At 70.7% G+C, this 14,128-nt stretch carries 16 protein-coding genes; 11 read left to right on the top strand and 5 right to left on the bottom strand.

The features are described 5' to 3' along the window. Positions 1–384: 384 nt before the first annotated feature. The 6 genes from ACWC1K_RS06125 to ACWC1K_RS06100 all read left to right on the top strand — a co-directional run bounded on the left by ACWC1K_RS06125 (position 385) and on the right by ACWC1K_RS06100 (position 5,596). The gene (locus ACWC1K_RS06125; protein WP_450829061.1) at positions 385–1,038 is read left to right on the top strand and encodes a helix-turn-helix transcriptional regulator; all 654 of its coding nucleotides are present in this window, start codon (positions 385–387) and stop codon (positions 1,036–1,038) included. Between the two features lie 242 nt (positions 1,039–1,280). Next, positions 1,281–1,895, top strand: coding sequence for a hypothetical protein (locus tag ACWC1K_RS06120; RefSeq protein WP_450829060.1), 615 nt, complete (start codon positions 1,281–1,283; stop codon positions 1,893–1,895). Further along, positions 1,892–3,226 (top strand): copper resistance CopC/CopD family protein, encoded by a 1,335-nt coding sequence (locus ACWC1K_RS06115; RefSeq protein ID WP_450829059.1) that lies wholly within the window; start codon positions 1,892–1,894, stop codon positions 3,224–3,226. Before ACWC1K_RS06120 ends, ACWC1K_RS06115 begins: the two co-directional genes overlap by 4 nt. Before the next feature lie 61 nt (positions 3,227–3,287). Further along, positions 3,288–4,289, top strand: a complete 1,002-nt coding sequence (locus ACWC1K_RS06110; RefSeq protein ID WP_450829058.1) for a cupredoxin domain-containing protein — start codon at positions 3,288–3,290, stop codon at positions 4,287–4,289. Between the two features lie 120 nt (positions 4,290–4,409). Continuing rightward, complete coding sequence (locus ACWC1K_RS06105) at positions 4,410–4,925, top strand: hypothetical protein (protein WP_450829057.1); 516 nt, start codon at positions 4,410–4,412, stop codon at positions 4,923–4,925. Then, entirely contained in the window at positions 4,913–5,596 is a 684-nt protein-coding gene (locus tag ACWC1K_RS06100) for a plastocyanin/azurin family copper-binding protein (RefSeq protein ID WP_450829056.1), read from the top strand. Before ACWC1K_RS06105 ends, ACWC1K_RS06100 begins: the two co-directional genes overlap by 13 nt. Positions 5,597–5,615: 19 nt before the next feature. Here ACWC1K_RS06100 and ACWC1K_RS06095 read toward each other — a convergent pair whose 3' ends face one another. Continuing rightward, on the bottom strand, positions 5,616–6,029 hold the full coding sequence (locus ACWC1K_RS06095) for a hypothetical protein (protein WP_450829055.1): 414 nt from the start codon (positions 6,027–6,029) through the stop codon (positions 5,616–5,618). Positions 6,030–6,225: 196 nt separating this feature from the next. On the opposite strand from ACWC1K_RS06095, the gene ACWC1K_RS06090 reads away from it, so the two are divergent. The 4 genes from ACWC1K_RS06090 (at position 6,226) to ACWC1K_RS06075 (ending at position 10,533) form a co-directional block, all read left to right on the top strand. Next, positions 6,226–6,663, top strand: coding sequence for a Fur family transcriptional regulator (locus ACWC1K_RS06090; protein ID WP_351467940.1), 438 nt, complete (start codon positions 6,226–6,228; stop codon positions 6,661–6,663). A 23-nt stretch (positions 6,664–6,686) separates the two neighbouring features. After that, positions 6,687–8,876, top strand: a complete 2,190-nt coding sequence (katG, locus tag ACWC1K_RS06085) for a catalase/peroxidase HPI (protein ID WP_450829054.1) — start codon at positions 6,687–6,689, stop codon at positions 8,874–8,876. Between the two features lie 180 nt (positions 8,877–9,056). Then, the gene (locus tag ACWC1K_RS06080; RefSeq protein ID WP_450829053.1) at positions 9,057–9,500 is read left to right on the top strand and encodes a hypothetical protein; all 444 of its coding nucleotides are present in this window, start codon (positions 9,057–9,059) and stop codon (positions 9,498–9,500) included. A 94-nt stretch (positions 9,501–9,594) separates the two neighbouring features. Next, positions 9,595–10,533 (top strand): hypothetical protein, encoded by a 939-nt coding sequence (locus ACWC1K_RS06075; RefSeq protein WP_450829052.1) that lies wholly within the window; start codon positions 9,595–9,597, stop codon positions 10,531–10,533. A 446-nt stretch (positions 10,534–10,979) separates the two neighbouring features. Here the strand turns inward: ACWC1K_RS06075 and ACWC1K_RS06070 are convergent, their stop codons facing one another. Both ACWC1K_RS06070 and ACWC1K_RS06065 read right to left on the bottom strand, forming a co-directional pair. Further along, a complete protein-coding gene (locus tag ACWC1K_RS06070; protein ID WP_351467952.1) occupies positions 10,980–11,255 on the bottom strand; it encodes a hypothetical protein in 276 nt (91 codons plus the stop codon). A gap of 472 nt (positions 11,256–11,727) precedes the next feature. After that, positions 11,728–12,246, bottom strand: coding sequence for a multicopper oxidase domain-containing protein (locus ACWC1K_RS06065; RefSeq protein WP_450829051.1), 519 nt, complete (start codon positions 12,244–12,246; stop codon positions 11,728–11,730). A gap of 28 nt (positions 12,247–12,274) precedes the next feature. On the opposite strand from ACWC1K_RS06065, the gene ACWC1K_RS06060 reads away from it, so the two are divergent. Continuing rightward, positions 12,275–12,400: a hypothetical protein gene (locus ACWC1K_RS06060; RefSeq protein ID WP_450829050.1), complete on the top strand. Its 126-nt coding sequence runs from the start codon at positions 12,275–12,277 to the stop codon at positions 12,398–12,400. A 559-nt stretch (positions 12,401–12,959) separates the two neighbouring features. Here the strand turns inward: ACWC1K_RS06060 and ACWC1K_RS06055 are convergent. Both ACWC1K_RS06055 and ACWC1K_RS06050 read right to left on the bottom strand, forming a co-directional pair. Then, on the bottom strand, positions 12,960–13,943 hold the full coding sequence (locus ACWC1K_RS06055; protein ID WP_450829049.1) for a carbohydrate kinase family protein: 984 nt from the start codon (positions 13,941–13,943) through the stop codon (positions 12,960–12,962). Further along, positions 13,934–14,128: methionine adenosyltransferase domain-containing protein (locus ACWC1K_RS06050; protein ID WP_450829048.1), on the bottom strand; the 195-nt coding region annotated here is incomplete at its 5' end. The genes ACWC1K_RS06055 and ACWC1K_RS06050, both read right to left, overlap by 10 nt.

Raw genomic sequence — 14,128 nt, 5'->3', positions numbered from 1 at the left:
GCGGTGGCCCTCCGCCCGCACGGATTCGACGGCGCCCCGGACGCCGTAGCGGCAGGCCGCTTGCCGCCCAGGTATCCGGAGACGCCGAGGGCGGCCAGGGCGACGGCGGAGAGTGTCAGCTGCCCGTTGCCGACACTCTGCCCTCCCGCGTAGCCGTCGCCCTGACGCCAGGCGAAACCGGCCGCGTACGCCGCGGTCCAGGAAACGGCCGGTCGACGATCTTGGAGGCGATGTCGAAGACCAGGCCCCACATCCAGGCCCCGATCGGCACGGTGACCAGGATCCACCTCGCCCGAGAGGCATTTCACCAACAAGTGTTGGTCTTATTCGCGCGGGGGTCAACCGTGGACGCCGAGTACTCCGGATCGGAGTTACCGTGAGCCCGTGACCTCCGGCTCCGATCCCATCGCCGCGCTCGCCGTCCTCGGCGACGAGTCACGGCGACGGCTGCTGGACTTCGTACGGCGGGCCCGGCGGCCGGTGACCCGGGAGGAGGCCTCGGCGGCGGTCGGGATCTCCCGCAAGCTGGCGGCCTTCCACCTCGACAAGCTGGTGGCATCGGGCCTGTTGCAGTCCCGGCACGGCGGCCACGGCCCGCGCCGGGTCGGCCGCGCCCCGAAGGTGTACGAGCCGACCCCGCACACCCTCTCCCTGAGCCTCCCCCCGCGCCGCCACGAACTGCTGGCCTCGCTTCTGACCGAGGCCCTGACGGCGCAGAAACAGGGGGAGAGCGCGCGGGAGGCGGCTTTGCGCGTGGCCGCGGAAAGGGGCGAGGCCGTGGGCGCCCAGGCCCGTTCCGGCGACATCATGGCCACCCTGGAATCGCTCGGATTCGAGCCGGCCGAGGAGGGAGCGGGCCGCACGGTGCTGCACAACTGCCCCTTCCATCCGGTCGCCGCCCAGGCGCCGGATCTGATCTGCGGCATGAACCAGGCCTTCCTGAGCGGCTGTCTCGCCGCGTCCGGCCATCCCGAGACGACTGCCGTGCTGACCCCGCAACCCGGTATCTGCTGCGTCGAGTTGCACACCGATCGATAAGAACCGGCAGGAGTCGACAGGGAAATGCCGTGCGCGTTCGAATTCACGGTCCCTTCGTTTTCTCCACGGAATACCACCTGAATGCAATGCGTGCATTGGGGCGGGGAGGTCCGTTCTCACAGTGACCCCCCGATCGGAAATGAGGCAACGAAACGACCGATTAACTGACGCGTAGCGGACGGGAATCGTCACACCGATGCACTCCTGGTCACCGCCGTTCACGCACAGCGTCAGGAGGGACCATGTCCTTCTTTGCCAGGGGGGCCTGGCCAGCAGACCATCGCGACGAGATCGTCGCGGGCGCGCTCGTCGCGGCCGTCGTCGTGGTCCTCGGATACGCCTCGGGCATCGGCGCCCAGGCTCCGGCGACCGTCGACACCGCGTCCCCGCCGGCGTCCGAGGCCTCTCCCCAACCGCACCAACCCACGGCCCGCTCCGCAACCGGACCTCCCGACACCGCCGTCGGGAATTACGGCTCCGGCTCTGCGGGCGGCTATTGGCCGGGCGGCAACGACGCCGGAATTCCCGCACCGGGCGGCACGCCACCCACAGGCGGGGAAAACAGCCACGATCACGGTTCGGGCGGATCGGGCGGCGGACATACCAACGGCCCCTCGCCCTCCCCCACTCCGACCCCCACGCCCTCGGACCACTGCGAGGAGGGTGAAGTCCGCCTCGTACAGCCGCTGTTGAACGGCGTGGCCACTCCGGTCACCGGCCTGCTGGACGGGCTCCTGACCCCGGCCTCCGCGAGTCCCTCGCCCGCCCCGTCCCCGTCGTCGTCGACCGGCACCCTCTCCTCGCTGTGCGTCGGTGTCGCCGCCTCGCCCTCGGTCGTCCCGGAGGTGCTCCCGTGAGACGCCGTGCCCCGTCCCTGCTCGCCCTGCTCCTGACCGCGCTCGCGGCCCTGCTGCTCGCGGCGCCCCCCGCCTCGGCCCACACGGAGCTGGACTCCTCCGCGCCGAAGGACGGCGCCCGGCTCCCGCACACCCCCGCCACCGTGCGGCTCACCTTCAGCGAGCCGGTCGAACCGGCCGACGTGCACATCAAGGCGGCCGGCAAGCGGCTGACCGTGTCGCGTGGCGACCACGGCGACGACACCGTCGAGGTCACCGTCCCGGAGATCCCGGCGCGGGAACAGAGCAAGGACCGGGGCGATCTGACCCTGGTCTGGCAGGTACTTGACATGGAGGACGGGCATCTCACGTCCGGGACGCTCTCCTTCCGCCTCACCGCGAAGGCGGCCTCCTCGGCCCAGGCAGCGGCGGTCCCGGAACCGTCCGAGGCGGTGCACTCCGCCTGGGTCGCCGCCCGCTGGACCGGCTATCTCTCGCTCGCCCTGTTCGTCGGCGGCCTCGCGTTTCTCGCGCTGCTCTGGCCGCAGGGGGCGTGGGACCGCCGTACCCGCCGCGTCCTCACGCTCTCCTGGGCCGCCGGTCTCGCGGCGGGTCTGCTCGCGCCCGGACTCCAGGGCGCGTACGGGACGATGGGCACGCTCGGCGACGTGTTCCGGCCCGGCACCTATACGGACCTGTTGACCACCGAGGTCGGCGTCGTGGCCGCCTGCCGGGTGCTGATGTGGGTGCTCGCCGCCATCGCGCTGGCCGCCCTGCTGCAGGGCGGGGACCGGGCCGCACGGTCGCCCGGCTGGCGCGTCGGCGCGCTCGCCGTCGGCCTCGGACTGCTGCGGACGACGAGCATGACCGGCCACAACTCCGAGGGCACGCACCCCGGTTGGGGTGCGGTGGCCGACCTGGTCCATCTGCTCGGCGTCTCGGTGTGGCTCGGCGGTCTGACGGTGCTGCTGCTCGGGGTGCTGCCCCGGCGCCGGCCCGACGAGCTGTCGGCCGTCGTGACCGGGTACTCCCGGCTCGCCGGGGTGTCGGTCGCGGCGATCGTGGCGGCGGGGGCGGTGCTGACCTGGCAGGTGGTCGGGTCGTTCGACGCCCTGTTCCACACCGGCTACGGGCGGCTGCTGCTGGTCAAACTCGCCGTACTGGCCGCGGTGTTGCTGATCGCCCGGCGCAGCCGCGGCTGGGTGCGGACGCGGCTCGACATCGCCGTACTGCTGCGCGGCGACCGAACCACCGTGCGGCCCTTCGTCCACTCGGTCGCGGCCGAGACGGGGCTCGTCCTCGTCGTACTCGCCGCGACGAGTCTGCTGGTCACGTCCGCCCCCGGCCGCTGACCCGCACCCCTGTCCCACCCCTCTCCCCTCACCAGGGAACTCACAAGGGAGAAGCACCACCATGCACACAGAGGAAACCACCGCACCCGCGCCGCACCACGGGCGTTCCCGTGCGGGCAACCGGGTGCTGCTGGCCACCGGCCTCGGCGCCGGTCTCGCCGCCGTCGCCGGCCTGGGCCTGCTCCAGGCGTCCGCCGGGGCCGCGGCCCCGCAGACCGCCGCCCCGGCGGCCGAGGCCAAGTCGATGTCGGACATGGACCACTCGTCCGGCAAGGCCGCGGCGGCCGACCACACCATCGAGATCAAGAACTACAAGTTCGCCCAGCCGAAACTGACGGTGAAGGTCGGCGACACGGTGAAGTGGGTCAACGAGGACTCCGCCCCGCACACCGTCACCACCACCAGCGGCCCGGCCAAGTTCGACTCCGGAACCCTGCAGAAGGGCGACAGCTGGTCGTACACCTTCACCAAGGCCGGTACGTACGAGTACTACTGCGCGGTCCACCCGGACATGACGGCGTCCATCACCGTGGTCGCGAACAGCGGCGGCGGCTCGGGCGGCTCCACCGGCGGCTCGACCGGAGGATCCACCGGCGGCTCGACGGGCGGTTCCACCGGCGGCTCCACGGGTGGCTCCACCGGCGGCTCCACGGGCGGTTCGACCGGTGGGGGCAGCAGCTCCGGCGGTACCGGCGGCGGGGGCGACGGCGACTGCGTCAGCGTCCAGCAGGTCCTGCTGCCGATCCTGCAGCACATCGACAAGGCCCACCTGGAGCAGTCCCCGGGCCGGCAGGTCCAGGACGCGCTCAAGCTGGACAGCTACCTCAAGATGCACACCGTCTGGCTGGAGTCGATCCTCACCCCCGCGGTGAACGGCACCGGCAGCGTCGCCGACGACACCCTCGGGGTGCTCCTGCAGCACATCAACAAGGCGCATCTGGAGGAGTCACCGGGCCAGCAGCTCGCGGACATCCTCAACCCCGACGCCTACGTGAAGATGCACACGGTCTGGGCCGAGCACCTGCTCGCTCCCACCGAGAACTACCTCACCAACTCCTGCTGAACCAACTCCTGCTGGCTTCCCGAAGCAGGACGCGGCGGGCCGGCCGAGTCGCAGTCGGCCGGCCCGCCGCTCGCTCCATTCTCCCCGCCCGTCACTCCGCTCGCCCATCGAGGTGCCGAGATGACCACCGAGACCCGTCCCACCGCCGTCCTGCCCCCGCCCCGCCCGGGCCCCGACTGGCTGCCCGACCCCGGCACCTACGGGGCCGCCCCGGACCGCTGCATCGTCGAACTGACCGCACACCTGGGCCCGTTGACCACCCTGCGCCGCCGGCTCACCGCCCTGGACGCGACCCTCACCGTGGCGCCCGACTCCGACGACTGTGTGCTGAGCCTGGAGCTGGCGGGCCGGGCGCTGGGCGGCAGGGTGCTCACCTTCGTCAGTACCAGCCTCACTCCCACGGACGAGGCCAGCCGGCTGCACGTCCCCGGCGAACTGGCCCTGGCCGGCGATCCGGCCCCGGCCCTGTTCGGCTTCCGTGTCGTCGAGCGCACCGCCGACCGGCTCCTGGTCCTCGGCACGCTCCGGCTGCCGTACCGCCCCCTGCGCCGTACGACCGGTCTCAGCCTGCCCCGCATCCGCCCCGCAGACCGCATCCGGCTGCTCGTAGCCGCGGAGTTCACATGCCCCGTCTGACCGCCCTCCTCGGCGCCCTCTTCCTGGCGGGTGCCGCGCTGGTCCTGCCCGCCCCCGCGGTGCAGGCAGCCGCCGGCCACCAAGTCCTCATGTCCGGCTACGCGTTCTCGCCCCGCGCCCTGACCATCACCGCCGGGGACACGGTCACCTGGACCAACCAGGACCAAGCGCCGCATGACGTCGAGACCACCTCCGGCCCCGCCTCCGTGCACTCCCCGATGCTCAACAAGGGCGGCAGCTGGAGCCACACGTTCACCACGCCGGGGACCTACGGCTACCTCTGCACCGTCCATCCGGGCATGACGGCCCGGCTCGTCGTGGAGCCGGCCGCCGCGCCGGCGCCCACCGTCCATCAGCACCAGCACCCGACGGCCGCCGCACCCGCCACCCGGTCCGCCGGCGCGATGCCGTCGTCCCTGCACCAGGGCCACAGCGCCGAGGCCGCCGCCCCCGGAGGCGCCAGGACGCCGTCCCCCTCCCCCACGGCCGCGACATCCGCCCCCGCGGTGGCTCAGCCCGCCGTGGACGACACCGCCTCGGCCACCCGTCCCCTCAGCCCCCTCCTTCTCCTCACCGGCGTCGTCGCGGGCGTGGCCGTCCTGTGCCTGCTCCTGGTCGGGTCCCGCTCGGCCGCCGCCGCGTCCCGGAACGAGGAGCCGGGCAGGAGCTGACCTCGCACCGGGCCCGGCCTCACGCCCGGCGCAGCACCACCAGCACGACCAGCAGCACGGTCGCGCCCGCGCTCGTCCCGCGGGCGACGACCGCCGTCAGCGGAAGGTGGCGCTCGGCGGTCCGTCCGCCCCGGGAGTGCCGCCCCGAGCTGGGCAGCCGGCGCAGCAGCATCATGAACCCGAACGCGGCGACCACCAGCACCACGGCACAGGCCGCCCAGGCCGTGCCCCGGACCGCGCCCGCGAGATGGGCCGTCCAGCAGAGCAGCCCGGTGACGGCCAGCGCGACATGCCCCACGACGAGCCACAGCGGCAGCCGCGTCACCCCCGGCGTGCGCTGCTGCCGCAGGCCGCCGTGGCGGATCCACACCGAGGCCAGACAGCCGCCGAGCCCCGCGGTCAGCAGCCACGCACACAGAACGAAGACACCCACGCGCTCCAGCACAGCGCAGCGAACCGGCGCAGGCCGGACATCCATTCACTGATTCACCCGTAGGCATGCACAGTGGTGCGATCCCCTTGCCAGCCCTTGATCTGCGGGGATTCCCCCGGACGTCATCGACCGGCCACCAAACCTGTCTCGTTCGTTTTCTTGAATCATTCGTGTTTGTGCGGGTAGCTTGGGTCCCATGACTTCACCCCAGACTCCGACCACCGCCGAGGAGCTGCGCGGTGCCGGCCTGCGGGTGACGGCCGCCCGCGTCGCGCTGCTCGAGACCGTCCGCGAGGGTGACCACCTCGGCGTCGAGGCGATCGCCTCGGGTGTGCGGGACCGTGTGGGCCACATATCCCTGCAAGCCGTGTACGAGGCGCTGCACGCGCTGACCACGGCCGGACTCGTACGCCGCATCGAGCCGCCGGGCAGCCCGGCCCGGTTCGAGGGCAGGGTCGGGGACAACCACCACCACCTGGTGTGCCGCTCGTGCGGTGCCGTCCTGGACGTCGACTGCGCGGTCGGTCATGCCCCCTGTCTCACCGCTTCGGACGACCGAGGCTTCGCGATCGACGAGGCCGAGGTCATCTACTGGGGCCTGTGCCCCGACTGTTCCACCGCTCGCACGGCCTGAGCACCAACTCCGGAAGGATTCTTATGTCTGAGAACAACGCCGCTGAAGCGAAGTGCCCGGTGGCGCACGATCGCGCCCTGCACCCGACCCAGGGCGGAGGAAACCGCCAGTGGTGGCCGGAGCGGCTCAACCTGAAGATCCTTGCCAAGAACCCTGCCGTGGCCAACCCCCTCGGTGAGGAGTTCGACTACGCCGAGGCGTTCAAGAGCCTCGACCTGCCGGCCGTGAAACAGGACATCGCCGAGATCCTGACGGACTCCAAGGACTGGTGGCCGGCCGACTTCGGGCACTACGGCCCGTTCATGATCCGTATGGCCTGGCACAGCGCGGGCACCTACCGCATCAGCGACGGCCGCGGCGGCGCGGGCGCCGGTCAGCAGCGCTTCGCCCCGCTGAACAGCTGGCCGGACAACGGCAACCTGGACAAGGCCCGCCGTCTGCTGTGGCCGGTGAAGAAGAAGTACGGCAAGAGCCTGTCCTGGGCCGACCTCATGATCCTCGCGGGCAACGTGGCGCTGGAGTCCATGGGCTTCACGACCTTCGGCTTCGGCGGTGGCCGTGAGGACGTATGGGAGTCGGAGGAGGACGTCTACTGGGGTCCCGAGAAGGTCTGGCTCGACGACCAGCGCTACACCGGCGACCGTGAGCTGGAGAGCCCGCTCGGCGCGGTCCAGATGGGTCTGATCTACGTCAACCCGGAGGGCCCGAACGGCAACCCGGACCCGATCGCCGCGGCCCGCGACATCCGTGAGACCTTCCACCGGATGGCGATGAACGACGAGGAGACCGTCGCCCTCATCGCCGGTGGTCACACCTTCGGCAAGACCCACGGCGCGGGCCCGGCCGACCACGTCGGCGCCGACCCCGAGGCCGCCCCGATCGAGGCCCAGGGCCTCGGCTGGAAGAGCACCTACGGCTCCGGCAAGGCCGGCGACGCGATCACCTCCGGCCTGGAGGTCACCTGGACCGCCACGCCGACCCAGTGGAGCAACGGCTTCTTCAAGAACCTCTTCGAGTACGAGTACGAGCTCACCGAGAGCCCGGCCGGCGCGAAGCAGTGGGTCGCCAAGGACGCCGAGGCGATCATCCCCGACGCCCACGACGCGTCGAAGAAGAAGCTCCCGACGATGCTCACCACCGACCTCTCGCTGCGCTTCGACCCGATCTACGGGCCGATCTCGCGCCGCTTCTACGAGAACCCGGAGGAGTTCGCGGACGCCTTCGCCCGCGCCTGGTACAAGCTGACCCACCGTGACATGGGTCCGAAGTCGCTGTACCTCGGCCCGGAGGTCCCGGCGGAGACCCTGCTGTGGCAGGACCCGCTGCCGGAGGCGGAGGGCGAGCCCATCGACGCCGCCGATGTCGCTGCGCTCAAGGCCAAGCTGCTGGAGTCGGGTCTGTCCGTGGCGCAGCTGGTGTCCACCGCGTGGGCGTCGGCCTCGACGTACCGCAACAGCGACAAGCGCGGCGGTGCCAACGGCGCCCGTATCCGTCTGCAGCCGCAGGCCGGCTGGGACGTCAACGAGCCCGACCAGCTCGCTCAGGTCCTGCGCGTCCTCGAGGGCATCCAGGCGGAGTTCAACACCGGCGCCAAGAAGGTCTCCCTGGCCGACCTGATCGTCCTCGGTGGTGCCGCCGCCGTGGAGAAGGCCGCCAAGGACGCCGGTCACGACATCGAGGTGCCCTTCACCCCGGGTCGTGTGGACGCCACGGAGGAGCACACCGACGCGGAGTCCTTCGCCGCGCTGGAGCCCACCGCCGACGGCTTCCGCAACTACCTGGGCAAGGGCAACCGCCTGCCGACCGAGTACCTGCTGCTCGACAAGGCCAACCTGCTGGGCCTGAGCGCCCCCGAGCTGACCGTCCTCGTCGGCGGTCTGCGCGTCCTCGGCGCCAACTACCAGCAGTCCGCGCACGGCGTCTTCACGGACACCCCGGGCAAGCTGACGAACGACTTCTTCGTCAACCTGCTCGACCTGGGCCACACGTGGACGCCGGTCTCCGAGGACCAGACGGTCTTCGAGTGCCGTGACGACGCGACCGGCGAGGTCAAGTGGACCGGCACCCGTGCCGACCTGGTCTTCGGCTCGAACTCCGAGCTGCGTGCGCTCGCCGAGGTCTACGCGGCCGACGACGCGAAGGAGAAGTTCGTGAACGACTTCGTCGCGGCGTGGGTCAAGGTGTCGAACGCGGACCGCTTCGACATCGCCTGATCCGCACGGTCACCGGGCTCGGTCACTGAGCTCGGTCACCGAGCAGGCCACTGACGTCCGGGCCGTCCCTCAGGGGGGCGGCCCGGACGTCGCCTTTTCCGCCAGTACGGCGCCGCTTGCAGCGTGCGCGCCCGGCCGCATGACGGCCCAGTGCGCGCGCCTGCGTAAGGTGAACCCGTGATGGTCACGCAGCCCGCCCCGAGCACGGCCGGGGCCCGCCACCGCGGAGTGGTGCGGCCCGCCGTGCTGGTCGCGGTGCTGCTCGGGCTGTTCCTCATGCACGGCGGCCCGGCCGCGGCCGACGGCGGCTGCCATGGGGGCATGGCGAACACGGCGGTCACGCAAACGGTCCCGGACACGATGGCGGCGCACTCGGCCGAGCACTCCAGGACCGCGGACGACAAGGCGACCACGCGCGCCGACGAGACCATGCGGGGCGCGCTGTGCCTGGCCACCCCGCCCCGCTCGGCGATCCCGCTGCCGCCGCTCGCCGTGGCCGCCCTGGTCCTCCCGGCCGCCGTCCTGTCACCACGGGCCCCGCGGGCGTACATGGGCACCCGGCACAGGGGACCACCCACGGGCGGACGCGAACTACTCCTCCAGGCGTGCGTCGCACGGACGTGACGAGACCTCCGGGCACCGGCTCACCGCCGGGCTCCGACACAGGTCCCGTTCGTCACTCGCGCCACATCGCGGCGCCCACCTGGAAAGACCCTTCATGTCCAAGCGCTCTCGAACGTCCCGCCGCCTCCTCATGACGGCTGCCACCACCTCGGTACTCGCCCTGGCACTGGCCGCCTGCGGCTCCGGCTCCGGCTCCGGCTCCGGCTCCGGCTCCGGCCACAGCTCGTCCATGCCCGGCATGAACCACGGCAACGCGCCGTCCCCCTCCGCACCGGCCGACGCCATGGAGTCGATGCCCGGGATGGACACCGCCGCCACCGGCAACGGACTGGCCGCCGCCCGGGACGGCTACCGCATGGCCTCCCCCACCACCGGCCTCCCCGCCGGCCGGTCGGCCGACTACCGCTTCACCGTCACCGGCCCGGACGGCAAGCCGGTCACCGGCTTCACCGTCGACCAGACCAAGCGGATGCACTTCTACGCCATCCGCAACGACCTCACCGGCTTCCAGCACCTGCACCCGACCATGGCGAAGAACGGCACCTGGACCGCGCCACTGGCCGCGCTGAGGCCGGGCACCTGGCGGCTGTACACCTCGTTCACCCCGGCCACCGGCTCCGGCAAGGGCAAGGACCTCGTCCTCAGCCGCACCGTGAAGGTGTCCGGCATGCCGATGACCACGTCGCTGCCCAAGGCGTCCGGCACCACCACCGTCGACGGCTACACGATCGCGGTGAAGGGCGACCTGAAGGCCGGCACGGCTCGCCGGCTCACCGCCACCGTCACCAAGAACGGCAAGCCGGTCACCGACCTCCAGCCCTACCTGGACACCTACGCCCACCTCACCGCCTTCCACCAGGGCGACCTCTCCTTCGCCCACCTCCACCCGGAGACCAGGGTGGACGGCGACCACGGCGGGCCCGCGCTCACCTTCCACGCCGAGTTCGCCCAGTCCGGAAACTGGCGGCTCTTCCTGCAGTTCCAGACCGACGGCAAGCTGCACACCGCAGCGCTCACCCTCCGCGTGAACTGACCGCCGAACGCCGGGCCGTCCCCGCTGGAGGGACGGCCCGGCCGGGGCGGGCTAACGGCCCTTACCGCGTCCGCGATGAGCCCGTCCATCCGGCCGGCCCGGTGCATCGCACGCAGCACGGCAGGCCTCGGGCAGAGAAACACCAGTCAGGGGCCTGATCCACTTTCGCGGATCAGGCCCCTGACTGGTTTGCGAGGTGTCTGCATGCCAGCCGGGTGTTATCTTCACGGCCGGCCAGACACCGGTGTGCTTCCCTCAGCGGACCAACCCACGGACCGTCAGCCACAGCCCGTGCTCCACCGGTTGGTCTCGCCACAGGTCCGCACCCTCCGGCGGCTCCCGTCGCTCAGTCTCCGTCGACATGCGGACGGTCCGGGATCCTCACGTCCCGCACCGACATCACCCCAGCATGAGACGTGGCGAGAAGCCCCGTTCCAGGACGCGACCTAGAAGGCTCTGTCGTTGCAGCCCATGGACGAGCCGATGTGAGAGTTCTGCCCACCCGCGTTGCCCTCGCCGTTGAGCGCGTTGCCCAGCGCGCCGTTGAGGACGCCGACCTGGCCGAGGACGTCGACATTCAGGTCGTGCGACCTGCAGTGGGCGCTCTGCAGGACGTTGCCGCCGTGCCCGTCGCCCCCGTCGGCGGTGGCGGTGCCGGCGTTCAGGAGTCCGACGCCACCGAGGGCGACGGCCAGGACGACAGCCTTGCGAAGCTTGCGCATGACATCTCCGATGGAGTGAGGTGGGTGCGATCCGTGAGAGATCGACTTCTTACAGTTACCAGACGATAGTATGAAGAATGGTGATATGGGCGGTATGACGCGCCGGGATTCGCGACCCCCGAGGAAGCACCCCGGACAACTGCATGCCCCTCCCGCACCGCCCACTGACCCTCCGTCAGGTCGCCCGCACCGCGAGGCGCGATCAGTGCACGACCTTGACCGAGCGCCTCCACCGGCTGCGCCGTACGACCTGACAGGCCACCTGACGTGCCATCAGAAAGCGTCAAATGAGCGTCATTTCAGCGTCACGACATCGCCCGTAACGCCCACACCACACATAACGTCCTTCAGGGAGCATCGCCGACGGCCGACTCGGGGCGCCGCACGGCTGTGAACACAAGGCTCACGAACGGCCGGGAACTTGCGATGGAGCCGGCCGGCTCACCGCGGACGCACACTTCGAAGTTGGCCATCATGGCCATGTCCTCGTGCTCGGGCGGACGTCGACCGTGTCCTTCCAGCCGGCGTCGGTGGGCTCGGATGCCCGGCCGCCACGCGACAGGACCTGGAAGTGGGCCAGGTGCAGATGCAGCGGGTGGTGGAAGTCGCTGATGAACCGCCAGCGCTCCTGCATCCTTTCCTTGCGTGCGATGTGGAAGCGCATGACCTGGTGCATGCGGCTGTCCGCCAGGGTGTTGACGAGGGTCACGTGGCTGCCCACCGGGCCGTCGGTGAAGTCCACGACGACGTCGAAGCGTTCCGCCGGCGCCATGGAGATGCCGTCCAGACGCTGTGGGGCGGCCGGCAGGCCGCCGTCGCCACCGATCTGCGTGAAGGGCAGTGTTCCACCGTCTTCCCGTCGCAGCACCAGGTGGTAGCGGCGGGGGGTGGAGGCGTTCAGCAGCCGCGAGCGGTGCCGGGTCGCAGAGATCTCGGCCCCGGGCCAGCGGGCGCCGTTCACCAGCTGTACGTCGCCGAGGACGCCGTCCATGAACCTCAGCGCACCCAAGCCCGACTAGGTGCACCGCGAAGGCGTACTGCGTCTCGCTCCGCACATCGGCGGCCAGACCGTCGGCGGCGTTCTGTATCTGCTGAAGCCGGCCGACGACGTCAGCTTCCAACACACCGACGGCCATCGGTCCTGACGCCGATTGCAGTGACCGCCCTTCGGCCTGCCGAAGGGCGGTCACTGTCGTGGCTGGGTGGCTCTCGTTCAGCCGCTCCGGATTCCGGCCCGCCATGATGGGGCACGGTGTCGCCTTGGATGCGGCCGTGTGCGTGGAATCCAGCTCCTTCCTCAGGGCGAAGGACGAGTCGATCCGGTTGCGCCTACAGGGGCTCGGTGAGGGCCGGGGTCTGGCCGTCGGGCCAGGTGTACAGCGGGCCGGTGACGTTCATGAAGTCGCTGGACATGACACCGCGGCCGAGGAGCTGGCGACCAGGGGCGAGGCACCCTTCGGTGGAGCCGGAGCGGTACTCCCCCGGGCGTGGATTCCCAGGCGTTGGGCGAGGCGTTCTGCGAGGACGTCGCGCAACGCTTCGGCATCGGACGCGGATCGTTCCCATGCTGGCGTGTTCCATCCGATGAACCATGACGAGAGCAGTGCCCCCGGTGGTGCATTCACAGCGGTACTCCAATGTTCAATGAACCGGACCCCCGCGTCGCCAGGGGCAGCTCAGCGGCGCCAGGGACCACGCGGGCGGTCAGCGCAATCGGGAGAGGTGGCGGCCCAGATCGTTGGCCACCTCTGGTCCGTAGGTCGAACGGCATAGCGCCGTCAACTCCTCACCGCTCAACTGGTACTCCTGGGGACCCGGCACACGCAGGACGCTCGCTGCCACCGCACAGCCGAGCTGGGCGCCCCGCGTCGAAGTGAGGCCCCACGCGAGTGCCGCGATGAAGCCGGCGCGGAATCCGTCACCCACCCCGGTGGGGTCTTCGGGTTCAGTGACGGGCACGGCCGAGACCTCGACAGCACACTCACCCTGTCGTTGGACCCGGCAGCCCTTCTCACCCAAGGTCGTTACCCAGGTGCCGACTCTGGCCAGCACGTCGGCAGTCGTCCAGCCTGTCTTGCGCAGCAGCAGAGTGCTCTCGTACGAGTTCGTGAAGAGGTGGTCGGCACCCGTGACCAGGTCTCTGATCGCGTCGCCTTGAAGCCGTGCGAGCTGCTGGGACGGATCGGCGACAAAGGTCAAACCCGCCGCACGGCAGTCACGGGTGTGTCGCAGCATGGCTTCCGGATCGTTCGCTCCAATCAGTACGAGATCCAGACCCCCGACGTGTTCCGACACCACACCCAGGTCGATTGCCGGCGCCTCACTCATCGCGCCGGCATAGAAGGAGGCGATCTGGTTGCCGTCGTCGTCCGTCGTGCAGAGAAACCGCGCGGTGTGTTTGGCCCGCGACACATGGATCGAGCGCGTGTCCACCCCGTGTTGACGGAGCCATGCGTCGTACTCCTCGAAGTCTCGGCCCACGGCGCCGACCAGTACGGGCCGTAGGCCGAACTGTCCGAGGCCGAAGGCGATGTTCGAGGCGACCCCGCCTCGGCGTACATGCAGATCATCCACGAGAAAGGAGAGCGACACGTGATCGAGCTCGTCCGGCACGAGCTGATCGGTGAACCGCCCGGGGAAACGCATCAGATGGTCGGTGGCGATGGAGCCGGTGACCGCTATGCGCACATCACACCCCCCGCGGCGTTGCGCAGGGCCTCCACGCGGTCGGTCTTCTCCCAGGTGAAGTCGGGCAGCTCGCGGCCGAAGTGGCCGTAGGCCGCCGTCTGGGCGTAGATCGGGCGGAGCAGGTCGAGGTCGCGGATGATCGCGGCCGGGCGGAGGTCGAAGACCTCGTCGATCGCCTTCTCGAT

The sequence above is a fragment of the Streptomyces sp. NPDC001492 genome (genome assembly GCF_053597275.1).
The sequence above is the reverse complement of the archived record's forward strand: the minus strand, read 5'-3'. Positions and strand labels throughout refer to the sequence as shown.